We start from the raw sequence: 15,168 nt of genomic DNA on the forward strand, positions 1-15,168 counted from the left end.
CAGTATGCGTTTGGTTCCCGAGTTTAGAGAAAAAAATGAGGAAAACATAGATGACTGAGCTGACCGGAGTTTCCGTCGCAGATCAAATTGGCCCGCTGCTGCCGTTTCTGCGCCGTTATGCCCGTGCCCTCACCGGCTCACAGGACAGTGGCGACGCCTACGCCGCAGCATCGCTTGAAGCGATCCTTGCAGATCCCGCGCAGTTCGATGCCGATCTCACGCCGCGGGTCGCGTTGTTTCGTGTTTTTCACGGTATCTGGTCAACGTCGGGAATGCCCGTTGACGCCGATGGCGGCAGTTCTGACATTCAATCGCGCGCTCACGCCCAGTTGGCACGCCTGACGCCGAACACGCGCGAGGCCTTGCTGCTGCGCACGGTCGAAGAGTTCTCGGTCAGCGATATCGCCGCGATCATGCAGATAGAACCCGCCGAGGCTCAGAAGCTGATCGATATCGCCTACGAGGAAATGGCCCGCCACACCTCTGGGCGCATTTTGATCATCGAAGACGAAGCAATCATCGCGATGGATCTTGAGACGATGGTGACCGACCTGGGCCACCGGGTCACCGGGGTCGCTCGCACCGAGACCGCCGCCATCGACCTGGCCGAGCGCGAGCCGTTCGACTTGATCCTGTCAGACATCCAACTGGCGGACAAATCCAGCGGGATCGATGCGGTGAACCGCATCATTGCCCAGCACGGCGATTGCCCCGTCATTTTCATCACCGCCTTCCCCGAGCGCCTTCTGACGGGCAAAGGCCCCGAACCGGCCTTTTTGATTTCCAAACCCTACACCGAAGAACAGGTCAAATCGGCCGTCAGCCAGGCCATGTTCTTTGCCTCTAGCGCAGTGATCGAGGTCTGACGCGGCAGGACCGCGCTGCAAGACACGAAAACTCAGGCGATGAAACACGAGGAACACCATGGAAAACGAGATTGCACAGACCGCAGAGACCGTGACGAACACCGTTTGGGCCGAACTGTCGCAAGTTCTGAATACCGAGTTGTATGACGGGAAATCGCTAAGCGACCTGCTGACGCTCGAGGCCCTTCTTGGCCTCGTCGCGAACACGATCGCGGCTCTGATCCTTCTGGTTCTTGGGCTTGTGATTTCAAGATATGTCAGCCGGAAGATCCGGGGCGTCGGTGAAAAATCGGAACGCCTGGATGATACGCTGTTCAACTTTCTCGGCAATCTGGCGCGCTATACGATTCTGGCGTTTACGGGGCTGTTCATTCTGAACACGTTCGGGGTGCAGACCACGTCGATCATCGCGCTGATCGGTGCCGCGGGTTTGGCCATTGGACTTGCGCTGCAAGGCACATTGTCCAACGTTGCAGCCGGCGTGATGATCATCCTGTTCCGGCCACTCAAGATCGGCGATTTCGTCGACGTGAACGGCGTGCTCGGAACCGTAAAAGATATCACCCTGAACTACACCGAAATTGCGGATATGGGGAACGTCAAGGTTATCGTTCCCAACGCCGAGGTGTGGGGAAACACCATCAAGAACTATTCCGTCTATGAGACCCGTCGGGCCGAGTGGACGTTTGGCGTTGGATACGGCGTAAACCTGGCGGAGGCCGAGCGTGTAATTCGCGACACGATCATGTCGGACGCTCGTTCGCTGGCAGACCCAGAACCGTTCATCCAAGTGAACAATCTTGGCAGCAGCAGCGTCGATTTTCTTGTCCGCGTTTGGTGCAAGTCTTCGGACTACTTCCAGTACCAGGCAGACATGAAGCGCAAAGTCAAAGAGGCACTGGACGAAGCCGATATCAATATTCCGTTTCCGACCCGCACTTTGTTGGTTGAAGGCGAAAAGACTCAGCAAGAAAAAGCGATCGCTGCGGAGTGACTTTGGATTTGGCCTAGGGCGGACAACCAACAGTCTTCCGGAACGTGGTGTCGGACGGATGAGAACCAGTCTCCGCAAAGGCAGTGCCGGTCGCCGTTGATCCCCACAAACATCTCATCCAAGCGCCATCGCCAATTGGAATATCCGCGCATAAGCTGGAAGTGTTACCTGCGCATCTCAGCCGCAAACTGTGCGCAAACCGCCGCAAGGACCGTACCGATGTATTGGTCACGTCGATGCAGCGCTCGTGCTCAAGATCCTCCAGATTCCGCAGCGGCAGCGGAAACCGAATGCAGTCTTTTCCTCCAAGCGAATAATCTCTGGCCTGGTCCGAAAAAAGGAACAGAGACTTGCATCAAGAATGCGCTCTCAATCTGCAAATCGGGCCGTCTCCGATTGAGGAATGCGGCACAACCCACGGTAATGCCGACAGAAGCCTGTGACGGAAAAGTTAAGTGCAGAGTAGCGGCGCTGTCAGACGAATTCGAATTAGTCTCAGTTTACTGCGGAAACCACAAACCTATCCGGAACAGAGTTGACACCACTCGCTGAGACCGGCGGCACGGATCAGCCTGAAGGTGCCCGGGCTGGTTAGCGATCTTTCCTAGTTGAGGTGGTCAAATTCAGAGGATTTGAAGGCGGCTAATTATTATAGATATCGCATGTGTTTGAAACGCTGTAACGCGAGGTCGAGTCGTCGAAACGGCAGGTGGGAATTCTCGAGGTGGTTGTTGAGTCACCTGCCCATTTGCCGTTTGTTGATAGCGCCCAACCCAATTCCCTTAGCGCAGCCTTGCAGGATGCGAAGCGACCCGTGACGAGAGTTTTTGTGGGTAGGCGCTGGAGCAATACGAAATTTTACTCGGGAACGGCCCAACCACGGTAGCCGACAAGGTATTCGGCATAGATCATTCGGACGACAGCAACGACCTTGGTTTGATGGCCACACTCTCTGACGTGGAGATGGGGTCAACCAAATGCGGCGTGCCGCATAACTCGGGCGGCACTTAGGCTGAAATAGAGTATTTCAACGCCATGTAACGTCGGACAAAGTCTCCAAAAACGTAACGAGATCAGCGATCTCCTGCTCGGACAAGCTCAGTTCCGAAAGTATGGCCTCACCGTCGGCATGCAGCCTTTCGGTATCAAGCTCGCTGTAGTGCCGGACCACCGCATCCAAGTCGATCAGACTGCCGTCGTGCATGTAGGGCGGAGTTTCAGCCACACCTCGCAGGCTTGGCGTACGAAAGGTCCCAAAATCAGAATGACGCCTACGCACACTGCGAACCGCCCATGCACCTTGCTTGGCGGGATCGTCGTTCCATTCCCCGTCCAGTGTGTAGACGCTTGAAAACAGGAAGTTCAACCCGCCGAACCGTCCTTCATCGACTTCGGTTTCGCTTAGGAAGTAAGGCACCCCGGCGTCGTGAAATTCATTGTTGGAAAATGCCGGGCCATTGTGGCAAAGGGCACATTTCCCGCGCCCCAGAAAGAGCTTTAGACCTCTCTGAGCAGCTTCGGGATAGTTCGCAGCCGCCAACAGATCGCCGCGTTCCAGCGCATCGCGGAAACTGTCAAATTGGGTCCGCTCGGTTCTAAGCGTCTCCAAATAGGCTGATAAAGACTTGGCAGTGTTGACCAGCACCAAATCCGGGTCTTGATCTCGGATATTGCCAAAAATGGACTCAAAATCAGCAACATAAGAACTCTCGGAGATTGCCGCCTTTAGACTTTCGCTGCTATGAGCCATCTCTTGTTCCTCGATGATCGGATGCAGACTTGCTGCCCAGAGACTATCGCTCTTGCCGCCCCAACCGTACCAGCGCAGACCCGCAAGGTTTCTCAGGGATGGGGTGTTCCGATCCAACCTGACACGGCCGAGCGCCCGTGCCTCGGATGTTGCAAATGCCTGTTCGGGGTCGTGACAACTCGCGCAAGAAAAAGCGCCGTCTACCGACAGCACCGGATCGTTGAACAAAGCCGCGCCAAGCGAAATAGCTCTTGTGTCACCTGAAACGCGATTGCTGGGGTCTGGCTGGTATGTTGGCGGCCACGGCCCGAAGGAACGCGTTTGCTGTATTTCCTCTTCGGACAATAGAATTTCTGAGTGTACCGCAACCGGAAGCGCCATTAGCGCGGTTAAAGCCCAGAACTTCATTTGAGCGTAATCGCTGATGTGTAGGACAGCGATCGCCCTCCGATATGAACGTCAGCCTGCAGCTCCCAGAGTCCCGGCATGTGAAACAGCAAATCATCGACCCGGAACATTCCATCGCCCAATGCCGAAACTTCGGGAGCGTAGTTCAAACCGTGCTGATGGGCAGGCATGATTGCATCAATACGCACGTCATGTGCTGTTGCTTCACTGCAGACTGAAATCAGAACGGAAAACGGTTGGGCCAACGGAATTTCGCTGACTCCCAAATAAACCGCAGGCGCATCTGGCGCTTCCGACCCCATGCGTTGCCCCACAGCGTCACAAGCAATTGCTGCGCCCGGTGAAGCAAGGAGCCATATAACCCAGCGGATCATTCTGATGCCAGCAAACGTTCAGCGTTGGCATAGGCGATGTTGTCTGCGATCCGATCCGGCAGCAGATCCAGCCATTCACGCGAAAAATCTGCGTGCGGGCCAACATAGTACCAACGTTCCGGCGCAAATGTGTCCGTACCGACCATGAACCGATCGGGATGCGCCTTGAACGCGGCCTTCCAATCCGGGTCTAAACGGCCGCGTGAAACCATATCCGACCGAAAAGCCAAGTCCGCCCAAAGCCTGGGATAGGTGTCCAACGCGTCAGACACACTGGCCGGGTCATCAAAGCCAGAATGCGCCCACAAAACCCGCGCCTCTGGCCAAGTCTCGAAGATCAGGTCAACTGCCTCGCGATCACCGTGGTGGTGTAGAATGAGGTTCCGCTCTTTGGCCAGTGCAATCATACGCTGGATGACCGGCGTTTTGATATCGTCGCCGTAAGCGTGAAACTCGCCGATAGCTTCGTAGTCGTTTTTGGCCAGGTTTTCTTCCAGATAATCAATTACAGTTTCATCGTGCATCCAGGTGTTGATTTCACCGCGACGACGGTACGGGCGCAACGCTGGAACGACGATGTCCGGTGCCGCGGCCAACAACAGCTGAGTGCCATTGTCGTCTGAGCTGGAAACTAGCGCTTTCCGCACGCCCGCATCCCGAAGGATTTTAGCCACCTGTTCTGGTGGCACCAGTTCGACGGCGTCGTGGCTGTAATGAATATGCGCGTCGAAGATGGGCCGCTCTTGTGCGATGGCGGCACTGCAAAACAGGGTAGCGCCCAAAATGAAGATACGTTTCAGCACCTCAAGCCTCCTATCTATCAATCAGTCCTTGGCAAGCGTCACGTCGAAATTCACATGCAAGAAAGGTTCATTGATCTTACCAGAAAGCTCCATGCCATCAGGAAATTCAGAAGCCGGGCGTTCAACATATGTCATCACCAGATCGTCGCGCACGCCAAACACCGTGTCTTCATCCAGATAGGGATCATCGTCGGGAAATATCTCGGTCACCAAAGTGCGATAACCGGGAGCTTTGACGATGTAATGCAGGTGCGACGGTCGCCAGGGATGGCGACCACAGGCTCGCAGAATGTCTCCGACTGGCCCATCAGATGGCACCGTGTATTCGACTGGTTTGACTGTGGTGAAAGCGTAACGGCCATCTGAGCCGACCGTCATCAAGCCATGAAAAGAGTAGATATCCTGTTCCTCATCCTGACTGGCGTAGAGCCCGTTTGGCGCTGTTTGCCAGATGTCGAGCTCGGCACCCGCAATCGGATTGCCCCTTGTATCCCGGATCACGCCTTCGGCCAGCAGAACCGGCCCTCCATAGTTACGTTTCATATCGCCACCGATCGGCAGCGGGGGTGCGCCCGAGACGTGAAATGGACCCAACACAGACGAGCTGGTCGCGTCAGGGCTGGAATGCAGCATGTCAACCAATGACGACAGGCCCAACACGTCCGAGGCTAGCACGAATTCATGCCTATCCTCGGTTTCCACCGCGGCGCAGCCTTCCAGAAACGCAATCCCGGCCCGCCACTCGTCATGCGTCAGGTTGGTTTCCCGTGCGAAATCGTGCAGGTGTTTGACCAGAGAGCCCATGATTTCGCGCATCCGTGGATCGGTGTCTTTGGACAGGTACCCCATGAAGACGTCAGTGATATTGTCTTTGGTGACAGAGCGCATCTTGGCCTCCTTAAATCAGGGCAAGGCTGAGGATCGGGAACTCGATCAGAATGAACAGAACGATCAGCATCACGAACGCAAAGGGAAGTGCGCCCATGAACACGTCTTTGAGTGATATGCGGTCATCGTTGATCGTGGATTTGATAACGAAGCAGGATATACCCAAAGGTGGTGTCAAAAGCCCGATTTCGGCTCCAACCACGGTGATAATGCCGAACCAGATCAGCGACATATCCAGCGCTTCAGCCATGGGCAGGAACAACGGAACAACGATCAGAATGATCGACGCTGTGTCGAGCAATGTTCCCAGAAACAGCATCAACAGAACATAGAGCAGCATGATCGACCAGAAAGATGCGGAATTCCCTGCCAGCAAGTCCTGCAACTGATTGGGCAACCCCGCCAGTCCCAGCATGCGGCTGTAGATTGAAGCGGCCGTGATCAGGAACAGGATCGCCGCCGTGATGTGACCGGTTTCCAGCAATGCGTCCCAGAATGCGCGTGGTGACATCGACTTGCGGGCAACCGCTATGATTAGCGCGACAAAAGCCCCGGCGGCCCCTGCTTCTACTGCTGTCAACCAACCCGTATAGATACCACCAAGAACGATGGTAATAATGAACAGTGTCGGCAGTGTCTTGGAGGCGATCTCGCGCCCAGACATCCACTCAGTGTCTTCAACAACACGACCACCGACGAAAGCTGGGGTGAAGCGCCCCATGACCCAAATTGCGCCGACATAAGCGATTGCCAGCATAATCCCAGGAATGACCCCCGCCAGGAACATGTCCCCAACGGATTGTTCGGCGACGAAGGAATAGATGATCAGCATTGCCGACGGCGGGATGATCATCCCCAGGACCGAAGACCCTGCTACTACCCCAACCGCAAAGCGCGGGTTATAAGCCTGCGCCATCATTTGCGGGACCGAGACTTTGGTAAAAACGGATGCAGATGCAATTGACGAACCGGTAACCGCGGCAAAGACGGCGTTGGCTCCGACAGTTGCCATACCGATACCGCCTTTGACCTTACGAAACCGCATGGTCATGACTTCGTAAATGTCGCGACCCAAACCCGCCTTCGAAACAATCAGCCCCATAAAAGTAAACAGCGGGATGGTCGCAAAACTATACTCCATCGCACTATCGCCAACCGCCACTTTCAACAGGTTGAGCGCAAGCGTGAAGTTGTCCCGCATCAGCCAGATCGACACGAACGAGACCACGCCCAGAGCGATAGGAATGTAAACGCCCGCGTAAATCAGAAAGACGATGGCGATGACCGAGATCAGGCCAATCTCGATCGGGGTCATTCTGCAGCCTCGTCATGCTCTGGGGTGCGGACAAGTTGCGGGCGGTCCTGCGCCGTGACGACCTTGAGCAGGAAGATCACGCAGGCAAGCGCAGTACCGCACGCGATGACCAGTTTGACCGGCCACCAAGGCAATGTGAAAAGACCGGGCACTCCGAAGTAGTCCTGTGTTTCCCACATGTGAAGAAATTCTGGAAAGGTTACATAGGCGATCAAGGCCATGAAGATTGCCGAAATGGCGTTGATGATGCGCCTCAGGTTGGCTGTCAGACCGGGGCGACGATGGTGTAGCAGGTTCAAAAACCCGTCCGAGCGCGTCAATCGATCCACTCTGACAACGTCGGCCAGCTGCAGGAACACGATCATCACGACCGAGAATTGCACCATCTCGTAGGTTCCGCGCAGTGGGGCCGAAAAAAGGCCCCGCGCAATGACGTCAACATTCAGAATGACCACCAACGCCAGGACGACAAGCGTACCCAATGCGTTGGCGGCGATAGCAAGCGAATTGGCGACCCGCGACAGGACGGTAACTGCGGTCTTCAGCATGTCTGGCCCCTTTCTCGGGTCGCCGAACGATTATTCGGCCGTCCAGTCCCGCACACCAGTGAAACCAGCATCCTGAAGCTTGCCGAGATAAGCGGCCAGCATATCTGTGCCCTGCTCGCCGTTCTCATTCAGCGTTGCAGCCCATTCCTGCGCAACATTGGGCATCGCATTTGCCCACGCAGCGCGGTCTTCGTCCGAGATTTCAATGATCGATCCGCCAGCTTCTACAAATGCATCTCGCGACGCAGCGGCTCGATCCATTGCAATACCTGCCACGTGGTCACGGTAGTCGATAGCCACGGCCTGTAGTACTTCTTTGACCTCATCGGGCAGACTCGCCCAGTAGTCGGCATTGACGGTGACTGTTTTTGTATTTACCGCACCAAGGTCTGCCTTCAACATGTAAGGGGCCACTTCGACGATTTTGAACGTCTTGGAAGCTTCCGGCCAAATCATTACGCAATCGACAAGGCCGGTTTGAACCATGTTGTAGAAATCAGTGAGGCCTCCGCGTACGCCCGCCGCGTCCTTGATACCCTCGAGATAGCGCAAGTTCAGGCCGGCACCCGCGATCTTGCGTCCTTCAAGATCTGCAACTTTCTCGACCGGCTCTGAGCAGAAAATCTGATATGTGTCGAGCACAACGCCCGTCGCCAGATAAACTTGGTTCTGCGCGGCAAACTCATTTTGCATCGCCGGGAACTCACGCGCGATTTCATCCACGGCTTTGGCCACAGCACGGGCGTCGGATGCAACGAAGGGCGTCGACCCCGAGATACCCTGACTAGGAAGCTTTGAAGAATGGAAGATCGTTGTGACGATCCCGATATCTCCAAGGCCGAGCTGGACACCTTCCAAAACACCCTTCGGCTTGACGATCGAACCGCCATAGTTCTCTTGCCAGCTCATCTTGTAGTTACCGGACTCAGCCAGCCGCTTGTCCACTTCTGGAATGAAGAAATTGGTGAATTCCTTCACCCAAAGGGCCCGATCTGGGTACCCATCAATCACAACAGCCGAAATGGTCTCTTCCGCCTTAGCAGGCATCGCCATGACGCTTGCCACAGCAGCCGCAACAAGGCTGCGTTTGGTCCAGTTTTTCATTTCTCTCCTCCCAGAAAGTCGGGTCTGTTGACTTTTAGCTGCTTGTTTTGACCCAGTTGACGGTCAGGTCAGTGCCTGCCGCTTCGAACAGCTTTGCGATGGCACAGTATTTGGCCGTTTCTTCACCCACGCGTGTCAGCTCCTCCTGACTGGCGAGCGTTTCACAATTCACGGTGAGTTCAATTTCCGGAAACGGAACATCGATCTCTTCTTCCATTAGGACACCACGGCGATCCAACCTGCATTTCGCGTCTATCGTCACTGTGCCAAGATCAACTCCCAAACGGTGCGCATTCTTGTGCCCGATGACGTTGGTACAGGCGATCAGCGCTGCCATTGCGGTTTCGGTCGGAGACGGGCCAAGATTTGTTCCGCCCCGTTCGACCGGTTCGTCTACGACAACATCTAAATCACGAATGGGAATCTCGGTCCGCGCGTGCGTCGGGCATTGAGCTGTCGTGCGGTACGTGACGACAGGTTTCACTTTCATGGCCACTGGGTCACCTCCTCATGCATAAGAGCAAACCTTTTCGAATGGGAAGCGAGGCAGCTTGTGAAACAGTCCCGTTTCATCTGCGTAGCCCAGATTGCACAAAAAGTTCGACTTGAGCGTTGTTCCTGCAAAGAACTCCTCGTCGACGATCTTGTTCGAAAAGCCTGACATCGCACCGACATCCAACCCTACCGCTCGGGCGGCGATCATGAAGTAAGCGCCCTGAAGCGTTCCATTGCGAAACGCTGTATCGGCTACATATTCGGGATTGTTCTCAAACAATGGCCGTCGGTCTTCGTGCGGGAAAAGAAAAGGCAATTCCTTCCAGAAGTCCATGTCATAGGCAATGATCGCCGTGACCGGCGAATCCATCATTTTTGGAACGTTCTTTGGCTTCAACGACTTGGCAAGCCGCTCTTTTCCTTCGGCACTTTTCACGAAAACGAAGCGGGCGGGCAGCGTATTCATGCTGGTCGCGCCGTTGATCGTGATGTCATAAATCTCTTCGAGCAGATCGTCAGAAACTGGCTGGTCGGTCCAAGCATAGTGAGACCTGGACTCGCGAAGGATCAAGGCAATTGCATCGTCGGACAAACGCGGAATGCGCTCGCGCAGATCACGATGATCTTGCTGCGCCTTGGCGCGAAGTGCTTCCAGCTCTGCCCCGGTTGGTGCGGTCATGCTGCGGCCACCTTGGACTTGGCGTCTTTTTCGTCAATGACTGGGCTGGCGCAAATTCCAATGCCTTCAATCTCGACCTCTACGGTTTCGCCGGGCTTCAACCAACGGGGATTGGGCTTTTTGGCGTGTCCCACACCAGGCGGCGTGCCCAGCGCAATCAGATCCCCCGGCTCCAAAGTGGTATATTCCGAAATCGTCGCAATTACCTGCCGGACCCCCCAGATCATGTTGGCCGTATTCGAGCTTTGTAGGATTTCATCGCCCACACGGCTTTCGATCTTCAGACCTGATGCCCCTTCCGGCAACTCATCCGGCGTCACGGTGAAAGGACCGATCGCGCCCGTGTCATCAAAGTTTTTGCCGGGCGTCCACTGAACGGTTTTGCGCTGATAGTCCCGCAGCGAACCATCGTTGAATACAGTGTAGCCAAAGACATAATCCAGCGCGTCCTGCTCCGAGATATGGCGGCCGCGTTTTCCAACGATCAGCATTAGTTCGGCTTCGTAGTCGAGTTTTTCCGAACACGCAGGCCGCACCATAGGCTGGCCTGCCGCCATGATCGAATTCTTACCGCGCATGAACAGCGTTGGATATTCGGGGATGTCGTAGCCGCCCTCTTTGATGTGATCCGTATAGTTCAAACCCATACAAATGATCGTGCCGGGTGACGCCACGGGCAACGCCGGTGTGACTGAGGATAACGGCACACTATCTGCCGAGGTGATTTCTTCAGCCAGCGAGTCGGCCAGGCCAGGCTTGCTGATCAAACCCATCAAGTCGGAACCGACGGCAGGGTCCAAAGCCGTTAGATTCACTGCGTTTTCACCGTTCACGGCAAAAACCGCTGTGCCTTCCGAAGTCTCTCCCACCAGGTATTTCATTGTCACCTTCCATGTTAGCTTGCTTGATTTTTGCCGACTATTTTGCCATATGTCAAATAATATCGATATTTTTGGAGGCCGCGAATGGTTGCTTGGGCAGACTACAAATCAGAAGCAAAAAGCCGCGGTGCGCTTGCTTTGGAGCTTTACGTCGCGCTGAGCACGCCAGTCAAAGCGCCCGAAGACGTAAAGGCTTCACTGCCGGATCATCTGGCGTATCAGGCGAAGCTTGAACATTCGGGGCAGCTGGCTTTTGCAGGTCCCATGTCGGATGAAACCGGCGAGCATATGCAGGGCATTGGCCTCATCATCTATAGAGCCGACAGTCTCGAAGCCGCCCGAAAGCTGGCAGAAGATGACCCTATGCACAAAAGCGGGGCACGCAGCTTTGTAATGCGGCGATGGCTGATAAACGAGGGCTCGCTGAACATCTCAATCGGACTATCGACTGGAACGAGCACGCTCAGCTAAGAGCTCCCAAAAGACTGCACCACGAAGAAGGGAATGCCAGACATGGATGCCATGCTTGATACCGAGGGCAAAGAGACATCCGCCACTCATGGTGCGTATCGAAAACTGCGCGAAATGATCCTGACTGGCGAGCTGCCGCCCGGTCAAAAGCTCAAGATCGAACAGCTCCGCGGGATGCTGGACACCGGCGCAAGCCCGGTTCGCGAAGCACTAAGCCTTTTGACATCGGATATGTTGGTGGAACGAATTGACCAGCGCGGCTTCAGGGCGGCACCAGTTAGCAAATGCAACTTCGAGGAAATCCTTATGTTGCGATGCAATCTTGAAGAAACCGCGTTGCGCACGTCCATCGCCAATGCAAACTCAGCCTGGGAAGACAGGCTTGTTTTGCGGCACCACCATATGAAGAAGGCGAGCCAAAAAGGGGCACACGACTTTGAAGACGCACACAAGGCGTTTCACATGGCCTTGTTGGATAATGCGAGGCTTCCATTACTCTTGCGGTATTGCTCGCAGCTTTACGATCTGAACATCCGCTATCGTTATCTGGCGGCTGGCGGGTCGAGTTACAAAAAGCGCGATATCAACGCAGAGCATCAGGAAATTTTGGACGCAGCACTGGATCGAGATGCAGAAAGCGCAACCCGGCATTTGATCGATCATTACCGTCGAACAGGTGACTATCTGAGCAGTCAGATGGAGTCGTGAAATGCAGCGGAACTGGTTTCTGGGCGATGTGCTTGATCAGCTGTTCGACCGCCCCGGCAAAAAGCGGGGCATAGATGACAAGCGATCCGTATCGGAGCTATGTGAAGCACTTTTATCTGCGGAAGGTGAAGTATCAGGTTTCGCGCTCGCATCAACGATACTGGATCGATACCAGACCTTGGACGACCCGGAAAAACTGGACTTCTTCGCCTATTTGAATGACCAGCTTGAGTTAGACGCGGATCAACTGTGTGAGACGGCGCGTCATTATGCCGAGTATAGAAGTGTAGATCTGTATAAAAAGCTTAGCGAGGCGGCCGAACCCAAACGGCAAGAATTGCTGCGCCGTCTGAATCAACCTTCCGGCGCGACGCAAGAGCTTGTGGCAATGCGCGTTGACCTGTTGCGTTTTCTCAAATCCAACCCCGAACTCAAGCGCACAGATGTAGATTTCGTGCATTTACTGCGAAGCTGGTTCAACCGGGGTTTTCTAGTCCTCAAACAAATCAGTTGGGATACACCAGCCCGCGTTCTGGACAAGATCGTCGCGTATGAGGCCGTCCATCAGATTCATGATCTGGACGACCTGCGGCGCCGGCTATTCCCGCCCGACCGACGCTGTTTTGCGTTTTTTCATCCCTCAATGCCGGATGAGCCGCTGATTTTTGTCGAAGTGGCTTTGACGACTGAGATTCCGAACGCGATTGATGTGCTTTTGTCCGAAGTTCGAGAACCGATCGAACCAGAACAGGCAACAATCGCCGCATTCTACTCAATTTCAAACTGCCAGAGGGGTTTAACGGGTATCAGCTTTGGAAACCTGCTGATCAAACAGGTTGTGACCGAACTCTCGCGAGAGCTTCCGGGCCTCGACACATTTGTGACCTTGTCTCCGATACCTGGTATGAACCGATGGTTAGCTGGCGAAACAGGGCATCTCGAGCATGGCCATGCTGCCGAAGCCGTACTTGCGGGAACAGCCCCTCCGCAGGACGTGCGGGCGATGGCCGCCCGATACCTGTTACTCGCCAAGCGCGAAGATGGGATGCCGCTGGATCCTGTGGCCCGCTTTCACCTGGGCAATGGCGCCGAGCTTCACGAACTGCATGCCGGGGCCGATCCGTCGCAGAACGGACGATCCCAATCCGGCGGCGCAATGGTCAATTACCTTTACGACTTGAAAAAGACTGAACGTAACCACGAAGAATTTGTGGCGCACGCCACAATCGAAACCTCGCGTTCCGTGCGCGCGGCTTCAACCGCAGTACTTGCGGCCAGACCAGAGGAAAATCCAGCGTGACTAACACTCTCTACGACAGCTTGTTTGCCCACCACGCGGGAAACGAGGTTCCGTTCCTGCTACTCGATGACGGAGAGGTAGTGTCATATGACTCGTTTCTGAAACGCGCGGCACAGATCGCGCATGTTTTGCAGAACAACGGAGTTTCTCCTGGCGACCGCATCGTTGTGCAGGCCCCAAAGTTGGCCGATACGATTGCACTCTATGCTGCTTCAGTTCAGGCAGGTGCTGTCTATTTGCCGCTAAACACTGCTTACACAATGGCAGAATTGGACTACTTCGCATCTGACGCCCAGCCTGCGGTGATCGTCTGCGACGACAACGACGCAGCCGAGATCAAAACACTGGCGGATCGGTATGGCGCAAGGCTGCTTACCCTTGGTGGTGAAATATCAAGCTTAAGCCGCCAGGCTGACGCGCAGCCCCGCGAGTTTGAAACCGTTGATCGCGCCCCGGACGACCTTGCGGCTTTGCTTTATACGTCGGGAACCACGGGTCGCTCTAAGGGCGCAATGTTGAGCCACCAGAACCTTTTGTCCAATGCGCAAGCTCTCGCGGATTTGTGGGGTATCACAAACAACGATCGCTTGGTTCACGCGCTGCCGATCTTTCACACGCACGGGCTTTTTGTGGCGATGAACACGTCACTAGTCGCCGGGTCCGAAGTTCGGCTGATGGAAAAATTCGACATTGGAATGATCTTGGAGGAATTACCGCATTCAACCCTTCTAATGGGCGTCCCAACTTTCTACACTCGATTGCTGGCAGATGACGGTTTCACCAAAGAGACGGCGGCGAACATGCGGTTGTTCGTGTCGGGCTCTGCCCCATTGCTGGCCGAAACCCATCAGGCGTTCGAAGCGCGCACAGGCCACCGCATCCTGGAGCGCTACGGTATGACCGAGACAAACATGAACACCTCGAACCCTTATACTGGCGAACGTCGCGCAGGAACTGTTGGCATGGCATTGCCCGGCATCGAGGTGATCGTCACTGATCCTGAAACCGGTGAGCAACTGCCCAGAGGGGCGGTTGGAATGATCGAGATACGCGGCCCTAATGTTTTCCAAGGCTATTGGCAGATGCCCGAAAAAACCGCTGCAGAACTTCGCGAGAATGGGTTCTTTATCACCGGGGATCTGGGCAAATACAGCGAGGATGGCTACCTGTCGATTGTAGGTCGTTCAAAAGACCTCATCATTACTGGCGGTTACAACGTCTACCCCAAGGAAATCGAAGACGTTTTAAACGACATCGATGGCGTACTGGAGTCGGCAGTCTTTGGCGTCCCTGACAACGACTTCGGGGAAGAGATCATTGCCGCTCTGGTTGCTGAGCCAGGCGTAGAACTCGACACGGATCAGATTGCATCAATCATCAGGGAAAGGCTGTCGCGCTTCAAACATCCGCGTCGCTACGAACTCGTCCAAGAGTTGCCACGAAACACCATGGGAAAAGTCCAAAAGAACGTTCTGCGCGATCAGCACACGAAGAAGGAACCCGCTACGGCAATATCTTAGCCGACCTGCCTAGAACTTCGAACAAACCATAACCCTTTGAACTGATAGTATCCCACGGATTGAA

16 protein-coding genes are annotated in these 15,168 nt (G+C 54.9%); 6 read left to right on the plus strand and 10 right to left on the minus strand.

The window, feature by feature from the left end; genetic code table 11:
• Window positions 1-50 precede the first annotated feature (50 nt).
• Together ACR0FC_RS07290 and ACR0FC_RS07295 are read left to right on the plus strand one after the other, a co-directional pair.
• Window positions 51-866: a response regulator gene (locus ACR0FC_RS07290; RefSeq protein WP_093961657.1), complete on the plus strand. Its 816-nt coding sequence runs from the start codon at window positions 51-53 to the stop codon at window positions 864-866.
• Window positions 867-924: 58 nt separating this feature from the next.
• On the plus strand, window positions 925-1,860 hold the full coding sequence (locus tag ACR0FC_RS07295; protein WP_170339317.1) for a mechanosensitive ion channel family protein: 936 nt from the start codon (window positions 925-927) through the stop codon (window positions 1,858-1,860).
• A 1,027-nt stretch (window positions 1,861-2,887) separates the two neighbouring features.
• Here ACR0FC_RS07295 and ACR0FC_RS07300 read toward each other — a convergent pair.
• Genes ACR0FC_RS07300 through ACR0FC_RS07345 form a run of 10 tightly spaced genes read right to left on the minus strand, consistent with a single transcriptional unit; the run spans window position 2,888 to window position 11,105 of the window.
• Window positions 2,888-4,018, minus strand: a complete 1,131-nt coding sequence (locus ACR0FC_RS07300; RefSeq protein WP_170339319.1) for a cytochrome-c peroxidase — start codon at window positions 4,016-4,018, stop codon at window positions 2,888-2,890.
• The gene (locus ACR0FC_RS07305) at window positions 4,015-4,392 is read right to left on the minus strand and encodes a hypothetical protein (protein WP_170339321.1); all 378 of its coding nucleotides are present in this window, start codon (window positions 4,390-4,392) and stop codon (window positions 4,015-4,017) included. Before ACR0FC_RS07305 ends, ACR0FC_RS07300 begins: the two co-directional genes overlap by 4 nt.
• The gene (locus tag ACR0FC_RS07310; protein ID WP_170339323.1) at window positions 4,389-5,195 is read right to left on the minus strand and encodes an amidohydrolase family protein; all 807 of its coding nucleotides are present in this window, start codon (window positions 5,193-5,195) and stop codon (window positions 4,389-4,391) included. The genes ACR0FC_RS07305 and ACR0FC_RS07310 overlap by 4 nt, the downstream gene beginning before the upstream one ends.
• Before the next feature lie 21 nt (window positions 5,196-5,216).
• Window positions 5,217-6,083: a dioxygenase family protein gene (locus ACR0FC_RS07315; RefSeq protein ID WP_170339325.1), complete on the minus strand. Its 867-nt coding sequence runs from the start codon at window positions 6,081-6,083 to the stop codon at window positions 5,217-5,219.
• A gap of 10 nt (window positions 6,084-6,093) precedes the next feature.
• Window positions 6,094-7,398: a TRAP transporter large permease gene (locus ACR0FC_RS07320; protein ID WP_170339327.1), complete on the minus strand. Its 1,305-nt coding sequence runs from the start codon at window positions 7,396-7,398 to the stop codon at window positions 6,094-6,096.
• A complete protein-coding gene (locus ACR0FC_RS07325; RefSeq protein ID WP_170339329.1) occupies window positions 7,395-7,946 on the minus strand; it encodes a TRAP transporter small permease subunit in 552 nt (183 codons plus the stop codon). The genes ACR0FC_RS07320 and ACR0FC_RS07325 overlap by 4 nt, the downstream gene beginning before the upstream one ends.
• Before the next feature lie 30 nt (window positions 7,947-7,976).
• Window positions 7,977-9,050, minus strand: coding sequence for a C4-dicarboxylate TRAP transporter substrate-binding protein (locus ACR0FC_RS07330; protein WP_170339331.1), 1,074 nt, complete (start codon window positions 9,048-9,050; stop codon window positions 7,977-7,979).
• A gap of 34 nt (window positions 9,051-9,084) precedes the next feature.
• Window positions 9,085-9,540, minus strand: coding sequence for an OsmC family protein (locus ACR0FC_RS07335; protein WP_170339491.1), 456 nt, complete (start codon window positions 9,538-9,540; stop codon window positions 9,085-9,087).
• Window positions 9,541-9,558: 18 nt separating this feature from the next.
• Window positions 9,559-10,224: a malonic semialdehyde reductase gene (locus tag ACR0FC_RS07340; RefSeq protein WP_170339332.1), complete on the minus strand. Its 666-nt coding sequence runs from the start codon at window positions 10,222-10,224 to the stop codon at window positions 9,559-9,561.
• Entirely contained in the window at window positions 10,221-11,105 is an 885-nt protein-coding gene (locus ACR0FC_RS07345) for a fumarylacetoacetate hydrolase family protein (RefSeq protein ID WP_170339334.1), read from the minus strand. Before ACR0FC_RS07345 ends, ACR0FC_RS07340 begins: the two co-directional genes overlap by 4 nt.
• 84 nt (window positions 11,106-11,189) lie before the next feature.
• Between ACR0FC_RS07345 and ACR0FC_RS07350 the strand changes: the two genes are divergently transcribed.
• The 4 genes from ACR0FC_RS07350 to ACR0FC_RS07365 are packed head-to-tail and all read left to right on the plus strand — an operon-like array spanning window position 11,190 to window position 15,104.
• The gene (locus tag ACR0FC_RS07350) at window positions 11,190-11,576 is read left to right on the plus strand and encodes a YciI family protein (RefSeq protein ID WP_170339336.1); all 387 of its coding nucleotides are present in this window, start codon (window positions 11,190-11,192) and stop codon (window positions 11,574-11,576) included.
• 42 nt (window positions 11,577-11,618) lie between these two features.
• Window positions 11,619-12,284, plus strand: coding sequence for a GntR family transcriptional regulator (locus tag ACR0FC_RS07355; protein WP_170339492.1), 666 nt, complete (start codon window positions 11,619-11,621; stop codon window positions 12,282-12,284).
• Window position 12,285: 1 nt separating this feature from the next.
• Window positions 12,286-13,584: a malonyl-CoA decarboxylase gene (locus tag ACR0FC_RS07360; RefSeq protein ID WP_170339338.1), complete on the plus strand. Its 1,299-nt coding sequence runs from the start codon at window positions 12,286-12,288 to the stop codon at window positions 13,582-13,584.
• Window positions 13,581-15,104: a malonate--CoA ligase gene (locus ACR0FC_RS07365; RefSeq protein WP_170339340.1), complete on the plus strand. Its 1,524-nt coding sequence runs from the start codon at window positions 13,581-13,583 to the stop codon at window positions 15,102-15,104. Before ACR0FC_RS07360 ends, ACR0FC_RS07365 begins: the two co-directional genes overlap by 4 nt.
• Window positions 15,105-15,168: the final 64 nt, after the last annotated feature.

This window comes from Ruegeria sp. BB9 (assembly GCF_056539345.1).